This window comes from Candidatus Hydrogenedentota bacterium (genome assembly GCA_019695095.1).
Classification (GTDB): domain Bacteria; phylum Hydrogenedentota; class Hydrogenedentia; order Hydrogenedentales; family SLHB01; genus JAIBAQ01.
Genome location: JAIBAQ010000066.1, coordinates 1 through 21,931 on the forward strand (window position 1 = coordinate 1; position 21,931 = coordinate 21,931).

General features: G+C 57.0%; 19 protein-coding genes. 13 read left to right on the forward strand and 6 right to left on the reverse strand.

All coding sequences use genetic code 11. The annotated features are described in order from the left end of the window. The first annotated feature begins 835 nt into the window (after positions 1-835). From K1Y02_12500 to K1Y02_12510, 3 genes are all read left to right on the forward strand, one after another. On the forward strand, positions 836-1,777 hold the full coding sequence (locus K1Y02_12500) for a PAS domain-containing protein (GenBank protein ID MBX7257175.1): 942 nt from the start codon (positions 836-838) through the stop codon (positions 1,775-1,777). Positions 1,778-2,036: 259 nt separating this feature from the next. After that, positions 2,037-3,368 (forward strand): amidohydrolase family protein, encoded by a 1,332-nt coding sequence (locus K1Y02_12505; protein MBX7257176.1) that lies wholly within the window; start codon positions 2,037-2,039, stop codon positions 3,366-3,368. 71 nt (positions 3,369-3,439) lie between these two features. Beyond that, positions 3,440-6,046, forward strand: a complete 2,607-nt coding sequence (locus K1Y02_12510) for a TIGR03960 family B12-binding radical SAM protein (protein MBX7257177.1) — start codon at positions 3,440-3,442, stop codon at positions 6,044-6,046. A gap of 253 nt (positions 6,047-6,299) precedes the next feature. Here K1Y02_12510 and K1Y02_12515 read toward each other — a convergent pair whose 3' ends face one another. Further along, positions 6,300-7,088, reverse strand: a complete 789-nt coding sequence (locus tag K1Y02_12515) for a phytanoyl-CoA dioxygenase family protein (GenBank protein ID MBX7257178.1) — start codon at positions 7,086-7,088, stop codon at positions 6,300-6,302. A 50-nt stretch (positions 7,089-7,138) separates the two neighbouring features. On the opposite strand from K1Y02_12515, the gene K1Y02_12520 reads away from it, so the two are divergent. The 3 genes from K1Y02_12520 (at position 7,139) to pseB (ending at position 10,347) form a co-directional block, all read left to right on the forward strand. Continuing rightward, complete coding sequence (locus K1Y02_12520) at positions 7,139-7,612, forward strand: cobalamin biosynthesis protein CbiX (protein ID MBX7257179.1); 474 nt, start codon at positions 7,139-7,141, stop codon at positions 7,610-7,612. 26 nt (positions 7,613-7,638) lie between these two features. Next, the gene (locus K1Y02_12525) at positions 7,639-9,240 is read left to right on the forward strand and encodes an FAD-binding oxidoreductase (GenBank protein MBX7257180.1); all 1,602 of its coding nucleotides are present in this window, start codon (positions 7,639-7,641) and stop codon (positions 9,238-9,240) included. Positions 9,241-9,351: 111 nt separating this feature from the next. Further along, positions 9,352-10,347 (forward strand): UDP-N-acetylglucosamine 4,6-dehydratase (inverting), encoded by a 996-nt coding sequence (gene pseB / locus K1Y02_12530; GenBank protein ID MBX7257181.1) that lies wholly within the window; start codon positions 9,352-9,354, stop codon positions 10,345-10,347. An 8-nt stretch (positions 10,348-10,355) separates the two neighbouring features. On the opposite strand, the gene K1Y02_12535 is transcribed toward pseB, so the two are convergent. Further along, positions 10,356-11,435 carry a hypothetical protein gene (locus tag K1Y02_12535; protein MBX7257182.1) on the reverse strand — a complete coding sequence of 360 codons (1,080 nt, stop codon included), beginning with the start codon at positions 11,433-11,435 and terminating at the stop codon, positions 10,356-10,358. A 135-nt stretch (positions 11,436-11,570) separates the two neighbouring features. On the opposite strand from K1Y02_12535, the gene K1Y02_12540 reads away from it, so the two are divergent. The 3 genes from K1Y02_12540 (at position 11,571) to K1Y02_12550 (ending at position 14,801) form a co-directional block, all read left to right on the forward strand. Beyond that, positions 11,571-12,029, forward strand: a complete 459-nt coding sequence (locus K1Y02_12540) for a hypothetical protein (protein MBX7257183.1) — start codon at positions 11,571-11,573, stop codon at positions 12,027-12,029. A 65-nt stretch (positions 12,030-12,094) separates the two neighbouring features. After that, positions 12,095-13,666 (forward strand): hypothetical protein, encoded by a 1,572-nt coding sequence (locus tag K1Y02_12545; protein MBX7257184.1) that lies wholly within the window; start codon positions 12,095-12,097, stop codon positions 13,664-13,666. A 154-nt stretch (positions 13,667-13,820) separates the two neighbouring features. Then, positions 13,821-14,801: a ketoacyl-ACP synthase III gene (locus tag K1Y02_12550; protein ID MBX7257185.1), complete on the forward strand. Its 981-nt coding sequence runs from the start codon at positions 13,821-13,823 to the stop codon at positions 14,799-14,801. A 4-nt stretch (positions 14,802-14,805) separates the two neighbouring features. Here the strand turns inward: K1Y02_12550 and K1Y02_12555 are convergent, their stop codons facing one another. Next, positions 14,806-16,104 carry a glycosyltransferase gene (locus tag K1Y02_12555; GenBank protein ID MBX7257186.1) on the reverse strand — a complete coding sequence of 433 codons (1,299 nt, stop codon included), beginning with the start codon at positions 16,102-16,104 and terminating at the stop codon, positions 14,806-14,808. Positions 16,105-16,186: 82 nt separating this feature from the next. Here K1Y02_12555 and K1Y02_12560 point away from each other — a divergent pair, with 82 nt between their 5' ends. After that, positions 16,187-16,891, forward strand: a complete 705-nt coding sequence (locus K1Y02_12560) for a ThuA domain-containing protein (protein MBX7257187.1) — start codon at positions 16,187-16,189, stop codon at positions 16,889-16,891. Continuing rightward, the gene (locus K1Y02_12565) at positions 16,884-17,690 is read left to right on the forward strand and encodes a PIG-L family deacetylase (protein MBX7257188.1); all 807 of its coding nucleotides are present in this window, start codon (positions 16,884-16,886) and stop codon (positions 17,688-17,690) included. Before K1Y02_12560 ends, K1Y02_12565 begins: the two co-directional genes overlap by 8 nt. Before the next feature lie 21 nt (positions 17,691-17,711). Here K1Y02_12565 and K1Y02_12570 read toward each other — a convergent pair whose 3' ends face one another. Continuing rightward, entirely contained in the window at positions 17,712-18,212 is a 501-nt protein-coding gene (locus K1Y02_12570; protein ID MBX7257189.1) for a methylated-DNA--[protein]-cysteine S-methyltransferase, read from the reverse strand. A 133-nt stretch (positions 18,213-18,345) separates the two neighbouring features. Here K1Y02_12570 and mdh point away from each other — a divergent pair, with 133 nt between their 5' ends. Together mdh and K1Y02_12580 are read left to right on the forward strand one after the other, a co-directional pair. Further along, positions 18,346-19,296: a malate dehydrogenase gene (gene mdh / locus K1Y02_12575; protein MBX7257190.1), complete on the forward strand. Its 951-nt coding sequence runs from the start codon at positions 18,346-18,348 to the stop codon at positions 19,294-19,296. A gap of 12 nt (positions 19,297-19,308) precedes the next feature. Beyond that, complete coding sequence (locus K1Y02_12580; protein ID MBX7257191.1) at positions 19,309-20,172, forward strand: BON domain-containing protein; 864 nt, start codon at positions 19,309-19,311, stop codon at positions 20,170-20,172. 46 nt (positions 20,173-20,218) lie between these two features. On the opposite strand, the gene K1Y02_12585 is transcribed toward K1Y02_12580, so the two are convergent. Both K1Y02_12585 and K1Y02_12590 read right to left on the reverse strand, forming a co-directional pair. Beyond that, positions 20,219-20,797, reverse strand: a complete 579-nt coding sequence (locus K1Y02_12585) for a DNA-3-methyladenine glycosylase I (GenBank protein ID MBX7257192.1) — start codon at positions 20,795-20,797, stop codon at positions 20,219-20,221. Positions 20,798-20,824: 27 nt separating this feature from the next. Then, positions 20,825-21,826 (reverse strand): nucleoside hydrolase, encoded by a 1,002-nt coding sequence (locus K1Y02_12590; protein MBX7257193.1) that lies wholly within the window; start codon positions 21,824-21,826, stop codon positions 20,825-20,827. Positions 21,827-21,931: the final 105 nt, after the last annotated feature.

Genomic DNA, 21,931 nt, shown 5'->3' on the forward strand with positions numbered 1-21,931 from the left:
TCGTGGACGATTCCCATGCCCCCGCTTCCGAGTACGCGGATAAGACGGTACGAGCCTGTGTAACTTTGAGTGTCTTGATTACTATCCATACCGCCAAACCTTCAGGTCCGCTCACGAGACACGAATTTCAGGCCAATACGACATGGGGCAGAGTCTTGCACCAGGAGAACTGCAACCTTACCGACAATGTGATTCCAAAATTCTGGAATCTCGTTCTGGATTCTAACAAATTGGACAAATCTTAGCAAGAGACATGATCTGGTGCATAGTTGCGTTAAGTCATTGATAATATTGAATTTGTGCGCGCGTGACCTTGTCCTGCGTTTTGGCATCGGTTTTGCCTTATACCATTTTGACCAAAGTTTGCAGGTCAAATGGTGAAGAGACTATCCGGGGTTGCCGCGACACGGGCAGTGGAGAGCACATTCACGCGGTGCGTGGTTACGCTGACCGCTCCAACTGGAGAGAGGAGGTGGGGTTCTGAGGCAGGTGGGTTCTGAGGTCGCTGAGTTTGGTGGCTGAAAGCTGCAGCGGAGACGAATCTGGAGAGGTGGCGCGTTGTGGCCTCGCCCCGAAATCGACCGGCTGACCTTGGCAGAACCGATCTGGGCGCCATCTTATTTCGCAGTAGGCCCACGGTGGAACCTGGCCGATCACGACACGGCTGGTCATAAGCGTGCGGGGCGCGAGCAAGATGAGGTTCTGGGCTCGCTAGGGACCCCCTCATTTCCCCAAAGGAGACTCCGCTAGCCTCTTTCCCTAGTGGAGAAGGCCCGCGCAGAGTGAAATTTGCTTTCGAGATTTTGCGGCAGTTTGTCGAGGGAGCGTTGTAAGTATGGCAATGGAATACAAAGAGAAATCCGGCGAGTACTCCGTGAAGAGCGCGCGGCTCATTACGCGAGAACAGATTGAGGTCTTCGACCGCTACGAAGACGCGGTGACTATCACGGATGCCCACGGGGTGATTCTATATGTAAATAGGGCATTTACGGAGCTAACCAAATACAGCCCGGAGGAAATACTCGGAAAAACACCGAGGGTCTTGAAATCCGGACGTCATGACGGGTTCTTCTATAAGAACATGTGGGCGCGTTTACTCGCGGGTTATGTGTGGCAGGGAGAAGTAATCAATCGGAAGAAGGATTGCACACTCTACGTCAATAACGTAACGATTACTCCTTTTAAAGACGAAGCGGGGCAAATAAGTCATTTCATCGCAGTTCGCCAGGATGTGACTCGTAATTGGCTGGTCGACCAAGAAAGCCGGCGAAGACAGGAATCGGTCGAGATCCCTTCTCAGATTGAGGCGCTGGCAAATCAAGCCTCCACAAAGGAGACGCTGTATCAGGGAGTACTCCGTATCGTGCTGTCTTTGAGCGAGTTCAAGGGCGAATCGCGTGGAGTGATATTCGAGGCGGATCCCGCCAAGCGAGTGCTACGGCTTGTGGCCACATCAGGGAAGTTCAGCAAGGCATTTCTGGAAGATGAAGCGACAGTGCCTTTCGGGCAGTGCCTATGCGGCCGAGCGGCTATTGAACTGAAGGTATTGGTTTGCGAAAACTGCCACACGGACGCGAGACACGAGAATCGCTGGCTGGGCATGGGAATCCATGGCCATTACACCGTACCTTTGATTTCGAACAAGCGCCTACACGGAATTATGAACCTGTACTCATACGCTGGTATCTGCAAGGAGCAGAACCGCTATGCTATGCTCTCCGGAATTGGGAAGACTATCGGGGAAGCAATCTGCAGGATAGAGGATCTAACCTCGTAGTGCCGCTTGCTTCGCGATCTTCTCAAATCCTGTACATCTCCCAGTTAGGATAGTCCCGTCTGCCAAATTAAGGGCAATTCAAGGCGTTGGGAATATGAGCTCCAACGCCCTTTTCCTTTGCGGGCGCGGCGCGTATCATATGGTCTTTCTAAATGTCGTCGGGCGGGGGGCCGAGGCGAAACACGCGAGTCCGCAATTTGCACCGGCGCGATTGAGCGCCGACGCAAATTGCTCAGGTGCAAGACGTTGAGGTTATGCCATGAGCAACGAAATTGAGAAGTTGATTCAACAGACTCCGTTTGTCGACACGCATGAGCATTTGTGGGATGAGCGTACACGGCTCGATGCCGCGAACGACTCGGGCGAGCGGTCCGTTCCGTCGGATATTGCGACTCTTTTCTTCCACTATGCCGACGCGGATTTGGTGTCAGCAGGCTTAACGCCTGAGGACCGTGCGAAGGCGTTGAATTCGCAAACCGATGTCGATGAGAAATGGCGCATTCTAGGACCCGCCTATGCACGGACTCGGTATACCGGCTATCTGCAGAATGTACGAGAAAGTGTGCGGTTGCTGTTTGGAGAGGATGACGTTACCGATAGCAACTACCGGGAGATTTCGGATCGCATTCGAAAGCAGATTCAGCCTCGGTATTACTATCGGATACTGCGCGAAGTCGCGAATATCGAGTACTGCCAGGTTAACAGCTTTGAGCACCCGGTCTTTCACCTCACGGAATATCCCGATTTGCTCTGTCAGGATTTGAGTTTTGTCGGGCTGAGTACGGCTCTGAACGTGCGAGTCGTATCTGAACACGCGAAACGCGAGGTGCGCTCGCTTCAGGATTGGCACGAAGTCTTGGATTGGGTGTTTACGACGTACGGCCCGAAGGCGATTGCCATGAAGAACCAGAGCGCGTACGGACGGCGCCTGGATTACGACCAAGTGAAGGCGGAGGACGCGGCGCCGCTATTCGCCAAATACCTGAGCGATCCCAAGGGTGTTACGGAGGCGGAGCTCAAGGCCATCCAGGACCATCTGTTTCATTATTGCATCGAGAAATCGGTGGAATACCGTCTGCCGGTGAAGCTCCACACGGGCTACTACGCGGGATGGAACAGCATGCATCTGCACCGGGTCCGGCAGAACGCGTCGGATCTGTGTCCGATACTCATGGCCCATCCCAACGCCCGGTTTATCCTTATGCACATCGATTACCCGTACCAAGACGAGGCTATTGCGTTGGCCAAGCAGTTCCCCAACGCGTACATCGATATGTGCTGGGCCTGGATTATCAACCCGGCCGCGGGTGTTCGCTTTGTAAGGGAGTTTCTGATGGCCGCGTCGCACAAGAAGCTCTTGACGTTCGGCGGCGACTACGGCCCCGTAGAGATGGTCCCGGGGCATGCCGCTATTGCCCGCAAAGGACTTACCCAAGCTATACGCAGTCTTGTCAAGGAAGACTGGTTGAAGTCCAGAGATGTGCCCGACGTCGTTGATTCCATCATGCGCGGCAATGCGCACGAAATCTTCGACTACAAAGGTACCTTGAAGATGTGGGAAATGGATCGGACACAGGCCCCGAAGTCTTGATCGTCCATGTTTCGAACCATCGATGTTGAGACTGATTTCCCGAAAGTGGCTGCAAGGAGACTATGATGTCTGTGCCGAAAACGCGTGACCATGGGTTGCGCGAGGTCTTGGAGCGTGAGGTGTTGCCTGCCGTGGAACGGCCATCCCGGTACCTCGGCACGGAACTCAACGCCACGCATAAGGACCCGAACTCCGTCGACTTGCGCATTGCCTTGGTCTTTCCGGACCTGTACGACTTAGGGTTGGGAAATCTCGGTATTCTGATCCTCTATGCGATCCTCAATAAGCTGGATTGGTGTTGGTGCGAGCGGGCCTATGCGCCTGCGCCTGACATGGAGCGCCAACTGCGCGAACGCGGACTGCCCATCTTTGCCAATGAATCGAAGGATTCGTTGGGAGACATGGACGTTATCGGGTTTACACTCCAGTCGGAACTGACGTACACGAACATTCTCAATATCATCGACCTCGCAGGCATACCTGTACGCACCAAGGACCGCGACGATTCCCATCCGCTCACGATGGCGGGCGGTCCGTCGGTGTTCAATCCGGAGCCGCTGTCGCCGTTCATCGATTTCTTCGTCATTGGCGATGGAGAAGACGCCATCGTAGAGATTGCCGAGACGCTGCGGGCCGTGAAAGGGCTTCCCCGGATCGAGAAGCTTGAAGCGCTCGCGAAGCTCGAAGGTGTCTATGTGCCTGCGCTGTATCCGTTCGAGACGATGCCGGATGGCCGCATTCTGCCCAAAGAGGACGCGCCGAAGATTGTGAAGCGCGTCGTGAAGGACCTCGACGGCGCGACATTTCCTGTCAATTACATCGTCCCCTATACGCAACAGGTGCACGACCGCGTGGGCTTGGAGGTCTTGCGCGGTTGCACGCAAGGGTGCCGGTTTTGCCAGGCGGGCATGGTGACGCGGCCAGTACGTGAGCGGAGTCTGGAGAAGGTCGACGAGTTGATGGAACGCACGCTTGCGGCGACGGGCTATGAGGAGATATCGCTCGTGTCGCTGTCTACGTGCGACTTTTCGCGTCCGCGCATGTTGGTTGAGCAGGCCGCGAAACGCGCCGCGCAGGAAAATGTTGCGGTATCGTTGCCTTCGCTCCGGCTCGACTCGTTTGCCGTTGAACTGGCGGACATGGTAGCGGGGGTGAGGCGCAGCGGACTTACGTTTGCGCCGGAAGCGGCCACCCCGCGTCTGCGCGCCGTGATTAACAAGTGGATTCCCGACGAAGAACTCCTGCAGATGTCTCTGGAAGCGTACAAGCGCGGTTGGAACCACGTGAAGACGTACTTCATGATTGGGCTGCCGACGGAACGGGACGAAGACGTCGAAGCCATTGTGGACTTGTGCGTACGTACGTTGAAGCAGGGGCGCACAGTGAACCCGAAGGCAAAGGTGAATACGGGCGTATCAACGTTCGTTCCCAAACCATTCACGCCGTTTCAGTGGGCGGAACAGATTACGCTGGAGGAGGCATATCGCAGGCAGGGCATCCTCATTAATGGATTCCGTCCGCACGCGGCCATCAAGTTTGGACGGCACGAGCCGGAGACGACGTTTATCGAGGGCATGTTGTCGCGCGCGGACCGCCGTGGCGGAGATTTGATTGAGGCGGCGTGGCGCAACGGAGCGCGTCTCGAATCGTGGAACGAGCACCTCAACTTTCAGGCGTGGCTCGATGCCGTGCAGCAAATCAACTACGACGTGGCGGGGGCTCTGCGCGCGCGCGACCTTGACGAGCGGTTGCCGTGGGACCACATCGACATGCTGATTCCGAAGAAGTGGTTCCAGGAAGACTGGCAGCGCGCCATGGAACTCAAGCACGCGCAAGATTGCCGGGCGGGAAAGTGCCATCTTTGTGGCGTGATTTACCGCGAGCGCGACTTGTGCAAGCACATGCTCAAGCGTCAGAAGCAGGGACGTATCGACGAGCAATCGTGGACGCGTACTGAGCTTCCTGAATTCAAAGAGCCCGAGCCGGCGCAGCGCCTGCGATTGCGCATCGGCCGAGTGGGCGAGACGCGCTTTCTATCGCACCTCGAACTTGTAAACGCATGGATACGTGTGCTTCGCCGGGCGCGTGCGCCCATTGCGTATTCGCAAGGATTCCACGCGCATCCGAAGTTGGGATTCGCCACGGCGCCTCCGGTGGGCGAGGAGTCGGTCGGCGACTATATGGAAATCACACTTCGCGAATGGGTCGAACCGGAGGCATTGCTCGCGCGTATTCAAGGTACGCTGCCGGAGGGATTGCGCGCATTCGAGATCTCCGAAATACCGCTGCGCGGACCCGCGCTGATGTCGCTGGCATCGGGATTTGCATACACGTTTTATGCAGACGCTGAGGCGGGCTCGGTGCAACAGCGCATTGAAGAGATCCTTGCGGCTCCCCAGGTGATGGTGGAGCGTACGTCAAAACCCAAGGAACGAGGCCGCCCGCGTCAACGTATCGAGGTAGACATTCGGCCGATGATTCGGGTTTTGGAATTGTCGCAAACCAACGACGAGCAGGTGGCAATTGACGTTGCGCTCGATATGGTACGTGGGCGCTGCGCCAAGCCTCGTGAGATCATTGCCTTGATGGGACTAGACCCGGTGACGACGCGTGTACTCAAACGCGACACCTTCTTCGCCTCCGAGCCGGTTCCCACCGCGATGTCGTTCCATAAATAAGTATCGCGGCGCATCCCACTGGGACACGCCGCGACAGCCAATTCCAACGCAAAACCTACACGACGCCCGTCGGCAAAAAGCTCATGATCAGTTTAATCAGCGGCAAGAGAACTTGCAGAATCATCATGATTGTCGAGAAGATTTCCGGCATGGGACTACCCCCTTTCCTACGATGCAACCCAAGGTAAGCGCCTTTCACACAAGGCAATCATAGCACATCCGCATGGGGCTCGTCTTCCAGTTCATTCATGGACTACTGTTCGACGAGATAGTCGGCTTCTTCCGATAGGAAGCGCAGGCCGACTTCTTTAATTGCAGAGTCCGGCACCCGAACCAGCGGCGTGTAGCTCGGATGATGAGCGGGTTTAAACGGCGTGTTGCGCCGGGCGTTGTAGCAGCAAATGAGTCCCCAACGCGGATTGGGGGATTTGTTCTGGTCCGAGCGGTGCAAAAGGTTGCTGTGAAAGAAAAGCGCGTCTCCGGGCTGCATCTCGCAGTAGACAAGCGGACAAACCTTCTCCGCTTCCGTGCATCGTTCTGGATCGGCCCCCACCTGACCGCCGACTTTAATATGGTCAATGCGCCCGATGTGATGCGACCCCTTGAGTACTTGAAGACAGCCGTTCTCTCTCGTCGCTGGATCCACCGCGATGTAGCAACTCACAAGCAATGGAAACAGGCAGTTGTCACCGTACCAGTAGCCATAGTCCTGATGCCAGATCCAAGCGCCGCCAACGAACGGTTCCTTTTGCATCATCTTTGAATGCCAGTGATAGACCTCGCCGCCGAGAATCTGTTCCGCGGCACTGACAATCCGTTCGCTGCGCGCAATGGTCCCCATCAAATCGTCGCCAACGTCGTTCCACAACGTGATCTTGCTTTCGCCGCCTTCACCATCGGCCCGGTGCATGGCCTTCTTTCCGATGTTTGGGTCGGCACGCGCAACTCGTTGCAGGAGATTGGTCTCCTCTTCATCGAACAGGCCACGTGCCATGATGTAGCCGTCTTCCTGGTACTGCGCCAATTGGAGATCCGTCAACATGATTGTGCTCCACCTTTACCGATCGACCGAAATTGAGAGACGCCTTGCAGATGCGCGCCGGACATCATAGCACGAACGGCGGGCAGCAGTGTGTTATCATCTTCTCACTCACTATGGACGAGAGAAAGACAAAACAGTTGGGGAAGAGCATACCGCCCGATACGGGCATTGTACTCGTCGACCACGGCTCGAAGCTGGAAGCCGCGAACCTCATGTTGGAGGAGGTGGCAAAGTCGTTCGCCGAGGCTATGGGCGGCGCCATTGTGGAACCAGCGCACATGGAGCTGGCGGAGCCGACCATCGCGCAAGCGTTTGAGGCATGTATTGAGCGTGGTGCACGGCGAATCGTCGTGCAGCCGTACTTCTTGTCGCCGGGGCGCCACAGCCGGGTAGACATACCCCGCATAACCGCCGAAGCCGCCGCACGCTTTGAAGGAATCGCGTATGTCGTGGGAGAGCCGTTGGGGGTAGACGCCAACATGAATGCCATCATTCTGAGGCGAATTCTGGAGGCGATGGACTAATCCGCCGGGGAGGCAGGGACACAGCCGTGATTACCGACGCACTTGTGCAGTGGCGCGCCGTGTTGGGGGACACGAAGGTCGACACGCGGGCCGAAACGCTTGAACGGTATGGCCGTAGCACACAGCTTCGGGGAACGCATCCTTCATGCGTCCTGTATCCGCAGTCAACGGAAGAGGTTCAGGCAATCGTCAACATCGCGCGTACGCACAAGGCGGGACTCTACCCGCTGTCGCGTGGCAAGAACTGGGGTTACGGCGACGCCTGCGCCCCTATGAGCGGTTCAGCGATAGTTGACTTAAGCCGCATGAACCGCATTGTGGAAGTGAATACCGAGTTGGCGTATGCGGTGGTCGAGGCGGGCGTGTCGCAAGGAGAGTTGTTCGACTATCTCGAAGCAAACGGCACCAACCTCTGGATGGACTGCACGGGTGCCGGACCGGGGGCCAGTTTCGTTGGCAACACACTTGATCATGGATTTGGGCACACGCGCTACGGCGATCATTTCGCGAGCACCTGCGGAATGGAAGTGGTTCTCGCCGACGGAAGCGTGCTGAATACGGGGTTTGGGCATTTCCCGAACGCCAAGGCCGGCCGTGTGTATCCCTACGGAGTGGGTCCATACGTCGATGGCATTTTCTGTCAGTCCAATTTTGGGATTGTCACCAAGATTGGAATGTGGCTTATGCCGAAGCCCGAGGCGTTTTGCTTCTTCTTCATCACCGTCGAGCGGTACGAGGATTTGGAGCCGCTCGTGGATCGCTTGCGTCCGTTGCGCATGGCGGGAATCATCACCTCGGCGCTGCATATCGGAAACGATCTCCGCATACTGAGTTCCAAGCGTAACTATCCGTGGGCGGAGACCGGTGGCAAGACTCCATTGCCCGAAGATGTGCGCGCGCAGATGCGCAAGACCTACGGCATAAGCGCGTGGAACGCGGGCGGAGCATTGACCGGACCTGCGGGCCATGTGCGGTCCGCGAAAAAGGCGCTGCGCAATGCCGTGCGAGGCTTGGGAAAGCTGGTCTTTGTCGACGACACGAAGCTGGCATTGGCGGGAGCGGTTATCCGCGGCATGCAACGCTTCGGCTTGGGCGGAAAGTTCGCGGAGATGCTTGAATCCTTGAATCCGGTGTATGCCACCCTGAAGGGACGGCCAACGGAAGACGCCCTGCGTGGATCGATGTGGCGATTGCGTCAAGCACCGCCGAAATCCTCGTCTGATCCGCTGGAGCACGGGGCCGGTCTATATTGGCTTTCGCCCGCGCTGCCAATGACCGGACGGGACGCGCTGCGGGTTATGGCCATCGTAGAGCCCGTCTTCGCCCAACACGGGTTCGAGCTGCTGGCCACGTTTACGATGATCAACGAGCGGGCCATGATCGCCATACTTAATGTGGCGTTCGACAAGGCGGTCGAAGAAGAAGCTCAACGGGCGGAAGTCTGCTACCACGCGGCGTTTGAGGCCCTGATGAAGGAAGGGTATGTGCCTTACCGTGTGGGACTGAGCGGTTTGCCGAAGCTGTACGACCCAAACGATGCGTTTTGGCGCGTGGCGGGGCAGATTAAGCTCGCCCTTGATCCCGATGACATCATCTCACCGGGACGGTACATTGCGAAACTGCGCTGATGCGGAAGGATACAAAAGCGGCGCGAGTCATATGATGCTCCGACTCGCGTCTCTATGCGTCCGTCGATATACTTCACGTCGCCCCAGGATAATTGGCAAGGGAGTCAAGGCATGGTTTGGCGCGACAGCACGGTCCTAATCACCGGCGGGACGGGTTCATTCGGAAAGGCATTTGCCAAGCTATTACTTGCAGAACACAATCCGCGCAAGGTGATCATCTACAGCCGGGATGAATTGAAGCAGCACGAAATGTCTCATGGCCCCGGTTTTGACGACCCGCGGATAAGGTACTTCATCGGAGACGTACGCGATCGGGAGCGGCTCTATCGCGCGACGGACGGAGTAGACATCATCGTGCACGCGGCGGCCATGAAGCAGGTGCCTGCGTGCGAATACAATCCGCTCGAAGCCGTGAAGACCAATATCGACGGGGCCAAGAACATCATTGATGTCGCCATCGACAATGGCGTGAAACGCGTGGTCGCGCTTAGTACGGACAAGGCGGTGAACCCGGTGAACCTGTACGGGGCCACGAAACTCGTGGCGGAAAAGCTGTTCGTGCAGGGGAACTCCTATGCGAGCGGCGGCGGCACGAAGTTCAGTTGTACGCGCTATGGCAATGTGGTGGGCAGTCGCGGCAGTGTGATTCCCTTGTTTCTACAGCAGCGCGCCGAAGGGGAATTAACGATTACCGATGAACGGATGACGCGCTTCTGGCTGACGCTGGATCGAGGGGCGCGGTTTGTGATCGAATGCGGCGGGCGCATGCAGGGAGGTGAAGTCTTTGTGCCCAAGATTCCAAGCATGCGACTGGTCGATTTGGCGGAAGCTGTCGCGCCAGGATGCAAGAGGCGTGTGGTCGGCATTCGCCCCGGGGAAAAGCTTCACGAGATGCTCGTGTCAAGTGACGAGTCGTATCACACCTGTGAGCACGAAGACATGTACGTGATTGAACCGGTTATGCCGTGGTGGAGAAACGAATTGCCACAGCAGGGGAAACCCATGGAACCCGGTTCAAAATTCTCCAGCGACGAAAACTCCGAATGGCTGTCTGTCGAATCGCTGCGTCAGATCATTGAAGTTAACAGAACGATAGACGCTGAGTGATTGTCTGCTTAACGGATGATGACCGAGCTGCGCGTTGTGTCGTACATGGACGGATCGGGGAGATTTTCCTCGAAGATCGACACACCATGCTCTTTCCGAAGCTGGTCCATAACCTTGGCGTATAAAATGAGCGGCGCGAGCGCTTCCTTGGACTCTTCCAACGTCTTCTGCGTTTCGGGAACCTCATCCACAACTTGGGCCACAAGAAGCGATTCGGGCAACTGCTCAAGAATTTGCTTGCCTTGCGCATCCAGGCGGCCGCGTTCCCATCCTTGGATGAATATCGGTCCTACGATATCTCCGGGCTTCGATTCCGCCGCCTGTTGCCAGAATCCCGCAAACTTCTGATTGCGAGGATCGTGCGACAGTTGCGCCTCCAGGATGTCCGCTTTGGCGTTGGCCAAGGACTTGGCCACGTCATCGATCGATTCGCCCGCATGCAACCTGCCCACGATCGACGCGGCAATTGAGCCAGCCTCCGGATTCGAGGCCGGCACAAAAACGCCCCTGAAACTCACTTTTTCGTAGTGTTTGAGGTCTTGCTTTCGAGTCTCGTATTCACTCTGATACTCTTCGTCGAGAATTTGGATTAGTCCGCTTTTCATTGCCTCGTCGATGCGAAAGGCGACGGCTTGTTCCGCCTCCAGTTTCTCCAATTCCTTGTCTATCCCCAATTCGCGCTCCTGCTTCATGTATTCGATATCGCGTTGGGTCAATTTGTACTCTTCGGGATTGCCGATCATGCCGACTTGCTCGGGGTTCTTGATAAGGTAGATGCGCTCTGCCAATTCACGAGGCACGTGAATCTTGCCCTGATCTTTAAGAGATTTCGCCAGTTCGTTCTTCAGGCGCATGTCGATGTAATTCTGAAGGGCCTTTAAAAGGTCGCCCCGGGTCTTGATAGTGGGGCGCTCGTCCGGATCCATGTCGTGGAGAATCTTGGTCAAATCGCCGCGGGTGATCGGCTTCCCGTCCATCGTGGCAATCCGGATGCGGTTCTTGTCTGCAATGTACCCACAACCGGCGCCCCACACCATTGCAAATAGAGCAAGCCAGAGTGCGAGACGCGTTCTTCCGTCCTTGACCACGGGGAATCTCCATCTTGAGGTTGTACTTATCCGACCCATTCAGTCTACCATTCGATACGTATCCGAGCAATTTGGTGGTTTGGAGTTCGCGTGCCCAGGCTTGGAGCCCGTGAAAGATTGGAGGGATTCGCAACCATGCCGTCGAGCAACCCCATCACGTCAATGAGCGCGGCCCGAGCCATAGCCGTGGGCCTGTTGATGTCCACCATTATGTACAGCATCGCAGGCACGGCACTGCTCATGCTCGGCATTTTACCCAGAGAGGGTATCGCTGACTTACCTGCCGAAACCGATACGATAGTCAACACGGCATTGACCGTGGCAGGGTTTTTGGCCGTCGCGTTATCCGTGCCCATTCGCAAGGTGTTAGATGGACAGGCCCCGTCTGGAAGCGCGGGCTTTCCGATACGCGCGCGCAACATGATTGTCGGTATGGCACTATCTGAAGGCGCGGGCGCGATGGGACTCGTCACCGCGATTTTGACGGGTAGTCTTTCTATTCCGATGATTCTCTGGGGGGCGGCGATCGGCGGATGCGTGCTGCATTTCCCGACGCAACGCATGCTGGATGATTCGGGCAGTGACCGCCGTTAGTGTGTTCGGGGTTGTATTGCCCATGTTGGAGGCCGATGGACAAAGCGCGGCGCGCATAAGAAACGATGATTACCTCGTTTCGACGAATGATGCTGCTTTTCTACGGCGGGTCCATTCTATTTGTGGCCCTCGTGGCGTGCGTCGCCATTTATCTGCACATATCGAGAGACAACGGGAGCCCCGCAGACCCTGTCCTGAGTGGGGAATTGGCGGAACGTGAGTCCGATTTGAAAGGACTCATTCCTTCTCAGGCCGCTGTTGCGCTATTCGCCCAGTCTCCTCAAGCCGTCTTCGACGCCTGGGGGGCGATCTCCACGCAGTTACTTGGAGAGGATGTGGCGTCAGCCTGGCTCTCGGGTACTTTTGGAGACGGCGAATCCTTGTCGTCCATACTTGCGCGATACTCCGTGAAACCAGATGCTCCGATTGCTGTTATGTTGGAATTCGCTCCAGTGGAGCGGCAATTTGAGACACACTTTGCCGTAGTGCTTCGCTGTTCCGATTCGTCCGGCTTTGTGAACTCAGCCTGGCCGATGCGCACGTCCGCTGTTACTGCGCCGAGATTGCTTGCCGAGCGCGATGGATATGCGCTTATTCTGCACGGTTCGCTTGCATGCGCGGCGTGGGATGATTGGATTGCCATTTCCGATTCCACAGACTTCGTGTCTGACGTTGCCGAGGGATTCTTGGAGAACGCCGCGCGTCTCGATACGGCGACCATGAGTGATGAGACAATTTCCTGCTTTTTCTACCCGAATCGAGTGCAGGCCGTTTGGCTTCCCATCAGAGCATGGCTGCGCGTCACTTGGCCACCGCTCTCGTCAAAGATCGCCAAATCACTCGATGTGTTGCAGCCAGCCCAAGAGGATCCTGGTCCCATCGTTTCGGCAATCCGCTATTCGGACGAAGAAATGGCCGCACGGGTAACGTGGAGCGTGTCCGATTGTCCACGCCTGGCGGCGATGCTCGGCAAATTGCCGGCGAATGAAACCGAGTTGCTTCCTGCAAACCCCGATTCGGTGGCCGCGGGAGAAATCGTGCTTAGCGGCATGTCGGAGACTCTGTTCCGAAACTGGATGGTGCAGGTAGCTGAAAGTACGCACGACGCCGACGTTGGAGATGCTGTTTCGCGAATCGCGAATTCCATTTCGGGGCGAGTGGCATTTGATATCGGGACATTCGATGCCGAAGAGTATCAAATGCGCACGGCATGGGACTGCGACAACGGTGAAGACACCGTGAGCGCTCTCACGTCGATTCTGCCGGTGGTGCCGGGGGCGGATGCGACGGCGGATACCGGCATTGTCATTCACACGGCGCGCGTCATTCAGCCGGTCTATTTTGCGGTAGCGCAAAATCGCGCATACTTGGCTACAGATCTGAACGATATCCGCGATATGGCGGGAGCCAGAAGCTCTGGTGGAATCCAAGCGGCCGGAGCGTACCGCCTTCGGCTGCGCGTTCGCGGCGCACACCTAGCCCAATCGTTGGAACAGACCTCCACATTTGAATCCTTGGGCCTGCCCGATTCGTTCCGTTCGATGATGTCGCACGTTGCCCAGGGTGAGGTTGTGTGGAGTACTGACCAATCGTCCGAGTCTATCGCGCTGCGAATTGCGTTTGCGCGCCCGAATTAGTCAACAGGCGACGAAGTCGAAGGCTGCCGTAGCGATGTATGTCAGCGTCGCTGTGCAATCCACAGGTCGAACGTGATACTCTCTGTCCGCAAGCGCTGTTCGCACGGGGGGTGCACTTTGTCCACGGCGCGTTTTGACACACGGAGATGAGGGAATGATCCGAGCACGCGTGGTTGGCACCGGCCATTTTTTGCCAGAGAAGGTGCTGACCAATTTCGACCTTGAGAAGATAACAGATACGTCCGACGAGTGGATCCGCCAGCGCACGGGGATCCATCAGCGGCATGTCGTAGCGCCCGGAGAGGGCGCATCGGACCTCGGCATCCAGGCCGGACGACGAGCGCTTGAGGATGCCGGCATGTCTGCCTCCGACATCGACTTGGTGATTTGCTGCACCACGACGGCCGACTACATTTTCCCTGCAACTGCATGCGTTGTTCAGAATGCTCTGGGAATGGCGACAACACCCTCATTCGACATCAACGCGGCGTGTTCGGGGTTCATGTACGGGCTAGCCACCTCGGATTCGTTCATTCGCTCGGGCATGTATAAGAACATCCTGCTTATTGGCACGGAAGTGGCCTCCAACCGCATGAATTTCCAAAAGCGCGACACAGCCGTATTGTTCGGCGACGGCGCGGGCGCGATGGTATTGAGCGCGTCCAAAGGGGACCGCGGAGTATTGACCACCCATCTTTGGTCGGACGGGTCCGGGCGAGAAATTCTGTGGTTTCCAGCGGGCGGCTCCAAGACGCCAATCACCCGCGAGAATATCGATACCGACGTGAATACGATCAACATGAAAGGCAAGGAGCTTTTCAAGCGAGCGGTCGTGGAATTTGTCGCGGCCGTCCAGGTGGCGCTGGAAGCCGCCAATGTGAGTATCGACCAAATCGATCTCTTCATACCGCATCAGGCGAATCAGCGAATCATCTCTGCGGTTGGCGAACGTCTCGGCCTCCCCGAGGAGAAGGTCTTCAGCAACATCGACAAAGTCGCCAATTGCACCGCGGGATCGATTCCGCTTGCATTCGACCAGGCCGTCAAGCAAGGCCTGCTTAAGGAAGGCGCGCTGGTTCTGCTTTCATCCTTTGGCGCCGGATTGACGTGGGCCTCCGCCGTCGTGCGGCTGTAGTTGCTCACGTAGACTCTTGGGAAATCACCGCGGGGCATAGGGCGCGCGCGCGCTCAAAACAACGCTGGGCAGATTCTACTTTGCCGAGGCTGTTTGAAACGCGGCCAATGCCCGCATGGATCAAGGGATCCTCGGAGTCGAGTTTAAGCGCTTCCACGTACGTGGCCAGCGCCCCCATCAAATCTCCCTGTGCGTGCTTGCGTTCCGCATCGATTCGTCGCGCGTGTGCGCGCAGACGATGCTGTACTTCTTCCATCGATGGGGCGAGCGCCGATGCTGTACAAAGGTCCTTCTTAGCTTCAAGCGCCTCACCTTGAACATCAAGTATCCGCGCCCGGTACAGGAGTCCCATGATGGAGCGCGCGTCGCGTGCGATTGCCGACTCAATCAGCAGGCGAGCGTCTTCAATGCGGCCTTGCTTACACGCGATGGCTGCAAGCGCCGTAAACACGTGAGAAGGCGCTGTGCCGAGGCTGGCAATCGGTTCAAGCACATTCCGTGCTTCTTCGAGATGACCCGCATTGAGGTGAATAGTCGCAAGCGTTGTTGACGCGGCCAGGTGATTCGAGTCAATTTGCAGTGCGTGCCGCGCGGCATCGGCGGCTTCTTCTGTTTCACCCAACGCCAACAATTGCTCCGCGAGGTCGTGCCATGCTTTGGGATCGTTGGGACGCCGTGCGATTTTCTCACGCGCGATGGCGAGGTAGAGGCGGGCCTTGGCATCGTTGCGCTCGGCGTAACCATAATGATGAATCAGAATGGGTTCGGCGCGGATGCAACCGCCCAATTCCATTACGCTCTCGGTGATGTTCTCGTGCACCGGCTCGCGATAGCGGTATCCGCGATGGTTGCGGAACAAGCGCAAAAGCGGCGCGGCGATGTAGCCCGAAAACCCGCGCGCCATCGGATCGCCCGGTGTCGCGGCGACCCAGCGCCACGCACGCATTTCATTGCAGTAGTTCGCCAGCGTGACTTCGATGGCATCCGCGCCCTCACCGTCCCGGTCGACCAATTCGCGAATGCGCTGCGCTCCCGCCGCATCAACTACTTCATCGGCGTCAAGGTGCAGGAGCCAATCACCGGTCGCCATGTCGATAGAGTGGTTTCGAGCCGCTGCAAAGTCGTCTTGCCATTCGATGCGGTCTGTGCGCGCGCCAAAGCGTTTCGCTATGGAGACCGTATCGTCTGTTGAGCCGGTGTCGGCGATGACGATCTCATCGGCAATGCTCTGCGCGCTCTCCAGGCAATCGGCAAGGCAATGCGACTCGTTCTTGACGATCATGACGACGCTGAGACGCGGCATGCCGGAGCAACTCCCTGAAATAGTAGCCTTTGCGCGGACTATACCACAGAAGGCATGATGAAGCCTTACGGAAAGGAGCAAGATGACCATCGAAACTGAAAACACCGCGCCGATTCGAGTCGCTTTGGTAACAGGCGGTCATCCATTTGACGTGCCCGCTTTGCACAATCTGTTTCGCAGCCTCACGCGCGTTGATTTCTATCCCCAGCATATGGAGGATTTTGCGGCGGACGTGGGAAGCGTACGCGACACATATGATGTAGTTGTCTTCTATCACATGCTCAAAGAGACGCCGACCGGCGACGAAACATGGTACGCGCAACCTATAAAGGCGGCGGTGGAATCATTAGGCGACACTCCGCAAGGTTTGTTGTTGCTCCATCACGCCATTGTCGCGTACCCGGAATGGGAAGTCTGGCGCAATCTCAGTGGCCTCGATCCCAGGACTTTTCAGGGTTACAGCATCGGGGAGGATGTCCCGGTTCGTGTTGCTTCCTCCGGTCATCCGATACTGCATGGTCTTGAAGATTGGGTGATGCAGGACGAGACCTATGCCATGGATGATCCGCTCGATGCGGAGGACGTCCTTTTGACAACGAGTCATCCGAAGAGTATGAAGGTGCTCGCGTGGACGCGCCGGCACCGGCGCGCTCCCGTTTGTTGTATCCAGCCCGGGCACGGTGGCCATGCGTTCGGCCATCCTGCTTTTCGCCGTCTCGTGGGGCAAACCATTGACTGGCTCGCGATGCAGAGCCGCATAGAAAGGGAAGTAGACCGCAATGCCTGACAACGCCGTGCTCGCCATCGCCTCGCATCCCGACGATATCGAATTGATGATGGGGGGCACTTTTGCCTTGCTTGGCAAGGCCGGTTTTGAGCTCCATTACATGAACATCGCGAACGGCTCAATGGGCACCGACAGGGAAACCCGCGATTCCATCATTGCGCGGCGTACTGCTGAATCACGCGCCGCGGCAGAGATGTTTGGCGCAACGTTCCACGAACCCTTGGTTGACGATCTCGACGTTTATTACGACCGGGTGCTCCCGCGCAAAGTCGGCGCGGTCATACGCGAGGTCAAGCCACGCATCATGCTTGTTCAGTCACCCCAGGATTACATGGAAGACCACACAAATGCGTGTCGATTGGCGGTTTCTGCGGCGTTTTTCCGGGGCATGTTCAACTACGTTACCGACCCGCCGCGCAGCCCGTGGGGCGGCCAGATGACGATCTACCATGCATTGCCGTGGGGTTTGCGCGATCCGTTGCGAAGGGTGGTCCGCGCGGGACTGTACGTAAACGTCGAGTCGGTGTTGAAGCTGAAGCGCGACGCGTTGGCGTGCCACCTGAGCCAGAAGACATGGCTTGACGTGAGCCAAGGGATGGATAGCTACCTGATCGCCATGGAAGAGATGGCAGAGAAGGTGGGCAAGATGTCCAAAGTCTTCACACACGCGGAAGGCTGGAGGCGTCACGTTCATATGGGCTTCTGCGGAGAGCACGACGATCCGCTTCGTGATGCGCTAGGCAGTCTAGCGCACGTCTGCGAGGAATACGAAGCGGAGTTAAACGGTCCGCTAGCCTGAGAGAAAGGCTCTGAATTGGCGCTAAGCCAGCAGGCCGCCTTCGAGCCGGATGAGTTCCTGCTTCCACTCCAAGCCTGCCGCAAAGCCGACCAGGTTGCCGTTGGACGCGAGGAAGCGGTGGCAGGGGATAAGTATCGCGATGCGGTTTTGACCGAGGGCGTGCCCGACGGCGCGAGAAGAGCTCTTGGGTTTTCCCATGGCCTCCGCCAAGCTGCCGTAGGTCGCTGTCTGCCCCCAGCCTATGGTTCTTGCCGTCTCCCATACTTCGCGCTGGAAGGGTGTCGCGTCATCGATGTCTAGAGCAATGTCGCCAAATGTCTCGTGTTGCCCGGAAAAGTACCTCTCCAGGGCCGCATTAAGTCTCCAGACGCGACCGTCATTGACGGAAGAATGGAGAATGCTGCGCCGTTCCACGGGGGTGTCCTGCCGGGGCAATTCGAGCCGGTAGAGGCCTTTCACGGAGAACCATCCGTAGACGGGTCCCCAGGCGTGCTCGTACAAGAAATTGGTCGGTTCAGCCATGTTTCTCTCCATATCCCGCGCGTTTCTCGGAACGTATGGTACACAGAGCACGTACAAATTGGAATTATGAAGACTCTCCGATATAATTCGCCTACTGTCCGGATGACACGAAACTCATTGACTGGAGGAAGTCATGCCTAGAGGTAGTCGTTTTAAGATCGCGTGTATTGGTGCTGGCAACGTGGGCTCCACGGCCGCGCAGTACTGCCTGGATATGGAATTGGGTGACGTAATCCTAACGGACGTGGTCGAGGGGATGCCACAAGGCAAGGCTCTCGACCTTCTGCAAGCGGGTCCTGTACGCCGCTACAGTTGCGACGTGACCGGCACCAACGATTACAAGGATATCGCCGGTGTCGATGTCTGCGTGGTGACTGCGGGTCTGCCCCGCAAGCCGGGCATGAGCCGTCTCGATCTCTTGGAGAAGAACGGGCGCATCATGTGCAGCGTGTGTGAAGGTATCCGAAAGTATGCGCGGGAGAGCGTGGTGATCATCGTGACAAACCCGCTCGATGTGATGTGTTATCTCGCGTACAAGTTGCTCGATTTCCCGCCGAACCGCGTGCTTGGCATGGCGGGTGTGCTGGACAGCGCCCGGATGCGCGCATTCGTGTCGCAAGAGCTCAATGTCAGCATGGAGAGCGTTGACACGATGGTTCTGGGATCGCATGGCGACGACATGGTGCCGCTGCCCGAATTTACAACCGTCTCCGGAATTCCCATTACGCAGCTCATGCCCGCCGACCGTGTTGAAGCCATTATGCAGCGGACTCGCAAGGGCGGAGGCGAGATCGTCTCTCTGTTGAAAACCGGAAGTGCTTACTACGCGCCGGGCGCGAGCGCCGCTCGTATGGTGGAGAGCGTGTTGCGCGACGAAGGACAGATATTGCCGTGCGCGGCATATCTGCAGGGCAAGTATGGACTCACGGATGTCTACGCCGGTGTGCCGTGCCGTCTGGGTAAGGACGGTGTAGAAGACATCATCGAGCTCAAGCTCACTCAAGAACAGTTGGCCGCGCTTCACAAGTCCGCCCAGGAAGTGCGAACGGGCATTGACGAGTTGAAGCAGGTCGGGATTCTCTAAGGAGAAGTCGCCATGCGAAACTCGAACGCAGTTCGATTCAAGCTGCTTGTTGTATTGATGGTGTGTGCCGTGTCGTACGCTCAACAGGCTCAAGTTCCCGAGCCTGTCGAAGATGCAACCATAACGGGACGAATTGAAGGTCTGTTCCTGCTCAACGAGCACTTGAGTCCCTTCAATATCAATACCACCACGTCAAAAGGGGTCGTAACCCTTACCGGCAGCGTTGCCGATGACATCCAGAAGGAACTTGCCAGCGACCTTGCGAAGTCGGTCGAGGGAGTCAAAGAGGTCGTCAACAACATAACCGTCGTCGGAACCGTGGTGTCGGAGCGTTCTCAACGCTCGTGGCGCGAACGCGTCGATGACAGCACCCTGACGGCGACGATTCGCACGCGCTTGCTCTACAACAAGGAATTGAAGGGGCTAAAGATCGGTGTGCGCTGCGAGGGCGGAACGGTGACGTTGTACGGCGTCGTCGGAAATGAGCTGGAGAAGCAGCACATTGAGGACGTTGTTCGAGAGACCAAAGGTGTCACGAGCGTTAGAAACGAACTCACGGTACAGCCGAAAGAAAAGACGGACATCGTGACGGACGTTGCGCGGACCGCGTCCGACGAGTGGGTTGAGAAGCGCGTTCAGGCGGCTCTTCTCGTGAACAAGTACATCAGCGTGCGTGACCTCAACGTGAAGGTCCGAAACGGGCTCTGCATTCTCACGGGGATTGTGGATTCGCCGAAACAGAAGGAACTGGCCGGCAGTCTGGCCATGAGTATCCTCGGCGTAACCGGCGTTCAGAACGATATCACGCTTTATGAGCCGCCGGCTTTGAGTCCCGCTGCTCCGGCTCCTGCTACTCCTTCGGCAACTACGAATTAGGCAACCGCTAATTTGGATCGAGCCTCTGCTTTCCGCAGGGGCTCGATTACTTTTTCGTCTTGCGTCCACCCAATTCCTTGTGGCGGAAGCAGTGGATCAGATGGTCGTTGACCATCCCAACCGCCTGCATGAAGGCATAGCAGATGGTGGATCCGACAAACTTGAATCCCCTTTTCTTCAAGTCCTTGCTGAGGGCATCGGATTCGGGAGTGCGCGCGGGCACTTCCTTGAGCGCGTGCCACGCGTTAATTCTGGGCGCGCCGCCAACGAAATCCCAAACGTAAGCGTCGAAGGAGCCAAATTCCTTCTGCACGGCCAGGAATGCCTTGGCATTGGCCACAGCGGCCTCCACCTTCGCGCGATTGCGCACGATGCGGGCATCTTGCAGCAGGAGTGCGATCTTCGCTGCATCGAATCGGGCCACTCTCTCTGGAGCAAAACCATCAAAGAGTTCCCGGTACCCGGCTCGTTTGTTCAATATCGTTGACCAGCTTAGACCTGCTTGCGCACCTTCAAGAATGAGGAACTCGAACAGCAGTCGATCGTCATGAACCGGCACTCCCCACTCTTTGTCATGATAGCGGATATACTCGTCACCACGAGCCCACTCACAGCGCTTTTCCATACCCCCTCCTCGCATGCAGCATGAACTCTACAAACTGCTCAGAAGCGATTGAAGCACCGATTTCATTTCTTCGGCATATCCTTTGGGGTCAAGAATCCGAATCGTCGGAACGCTCATGCCGCCTTCTGTCACCAGAGCGGTCTTCCCGTCCGGTTCGAGGCGAAACATCGCGGGCGCAAAATCGAAAGTCTTTCCCTTTCGCCCTGCCGCATCCAGAAATGCCGCCGTACACCACATGTTCCGCTCTTGAGGCCACCATTTTGATTTGGCTTCACTACGGATCGGCGCAGTGAGAGCCTTCACGGGGCCGTCATCTACGACAGGCGTCTTGTCAAGAGCATAGATGAAGAACTGCTGCAATTCGGGACGCACTCTGTCCAAAACATCACTCTGGCGAAATACCCAGAACGATTGACGCGTCTCCGTGCCGAAACAAGGGACCCAATAGATGGGTAGTCCGCTTTCGAGAATGCGTCGATAGGAGTTGACGTCGAGCGATACGTTCCACTCGATATCCTTCCCGTTCGTGTTACCGGCGTTCATGTAGATGCGTCCCAACTTCGTTCGAAACAAGTCCGGTGCGCGGTTGTACGCGGCGGCCACGTCGCGCATGCTGCCCGTCGCGAAAATCGTGACGGGCTTGTCCGAATCGCGCAAGACAGACAGGATGAGTTCGACGCCCTTTTGGTCTTCAGCGGGTTGGGAAGTCCCGTCGTCGTCCAAGTCGCGCAAGTTGGCCGTTAGCCCTACCGCGTAGGGCACCTGCCTTCCTGTTAGCTTCTCCATCTGTTTGATAGCGGGAATTCCGGGGCGCTCTTTCCCGCGCTCTCCGCAGTCAATGACGATGGCGCGAATATCGAACTCCGGCATCGCGAAGAGAGTCGCCAAGTCGTAGTGATCGTCCGGATCGTCGTGCGGATGATACAAGTCCGTTGTGTACACAATCGGCGTTTTCGGCGCAGGCGTGCCGTCAACCGGTTGAGAAACAGCAAACAATAGGAAGAGACCGCTGAAAATTGAACAAGTCATCGCCGGACACCTCTGGATTGACTGAACGGAACCGCGTCCTAAGACAGTCTATTCTACCAATCGTCCGCACCACAGATGAAAACGATCGACGCCCCATCGTCGCAC

Coding starts and splice junctions, on each gene's coding strand:
- pseB (MBX7257181.1), top strand. CDS start 9,352: ATGGTTTGGCGCGACAGCACGGTCCTAATCACCGGCGGGACGGGTTCA.
- K1Y02_12570 (MBX7257189.1), bottom strand. CDS start 18,212: ATGGCTGAACCGACCAATTTCTTGTACGAGCACGCCTGGGGACCCGTC.
- K1Y02_12500 (MBX7257175.1), top strand. CDS start 836: ATGGCAATGGAATACAAAGAGAAATCCGGCGAGTACTCCGTGAAGAGC.
- K1Y02_12565 (MBX7257188.1), top strand. CDS start 16,884: ATGCCTGACAACGCCGTGCTCGCCATCGCCTCGCATCCCGACGATATC.
- K1Y02_12580 (MBX7257191.1), top strand. CDS start 19,309: ATGCGAAACTCGAACGCAGTTCGATTCAAGCTGCTTGTTGTATTGATG.
- K1Y02_12540 (MBX7257183.1), top strand. CDS start 11,571: ATGCCGTCGAGCAACCCCATCACGTCAATGAGCGCGGCCCGAGCCATA.
- mdh (MBX7257190.1), top strand. CDS start 18,346: ATGCCTAGAGGTAGTCGTTTTAAGATCGCGTGTATTGGTGCTGGCAAC.
- K1Y02_12520 (MBX7257179.1), top strand. CDS start 7,139: ATGCGCGCCGGACATCATAGCACGAACGGCGGGCAGCAGTGTGTTATC.
- K1Y02_12515 (MBX7257178.1), bottom strand. CDS start 7,088: ATGTTGACGGATCTCCAATTGGCGCAGTACCAGGAAGACGGCTACATC.
- K1Y02_12545 (MBX7257184.1), top strand. CDS start 12,095: ATGATTACCTCGTTTCGACGAATGATGCTGCTTTTCTACGGCGGGTCC.
- K1Y02_12590 (MBX7257193.1), bottom strand. CDS start 21,826: ATGACTTGTTCAATTTTCAGCGGTCTCTTCCTATTGTTTGCTGTTTCT.
- K1Y02_12555 (MBX7257186.1), bottom strand. CDS start 16,104: ATGCCGCGTCTCAGCGTCGTCATGATCGTCAAGAACGAGTCGCATTGC.
- K1Y02_12560 (MBX7257187.1), top strand. CDS start 16,187: ATGACCATCGAAACTGAAAACACCGCGCCGATTCGAGTCGCTTTGGTA.
- K1Y02_12585 (MBX7257192.1), bottom strand. CDS start 20,797: ATGGAAAAGCGCTGTGAGTGGGCTCGTGGTGACGAGTATATCCGCTAT.
- K1Y02_12505 (MBX7257176.1), top strand. CDS start 2,037: ATGAGCAACGAAATTGAGAAGTTGATTCAACAGACTCCGTTTGTCGAC.
- K1Y02_12550 (MBX7257185.1), top strand. CDS start 13,821: ATGATCCGAGCACGCGTGGTTGGCACCGGCCATTTTTTGCCAGAGAAG.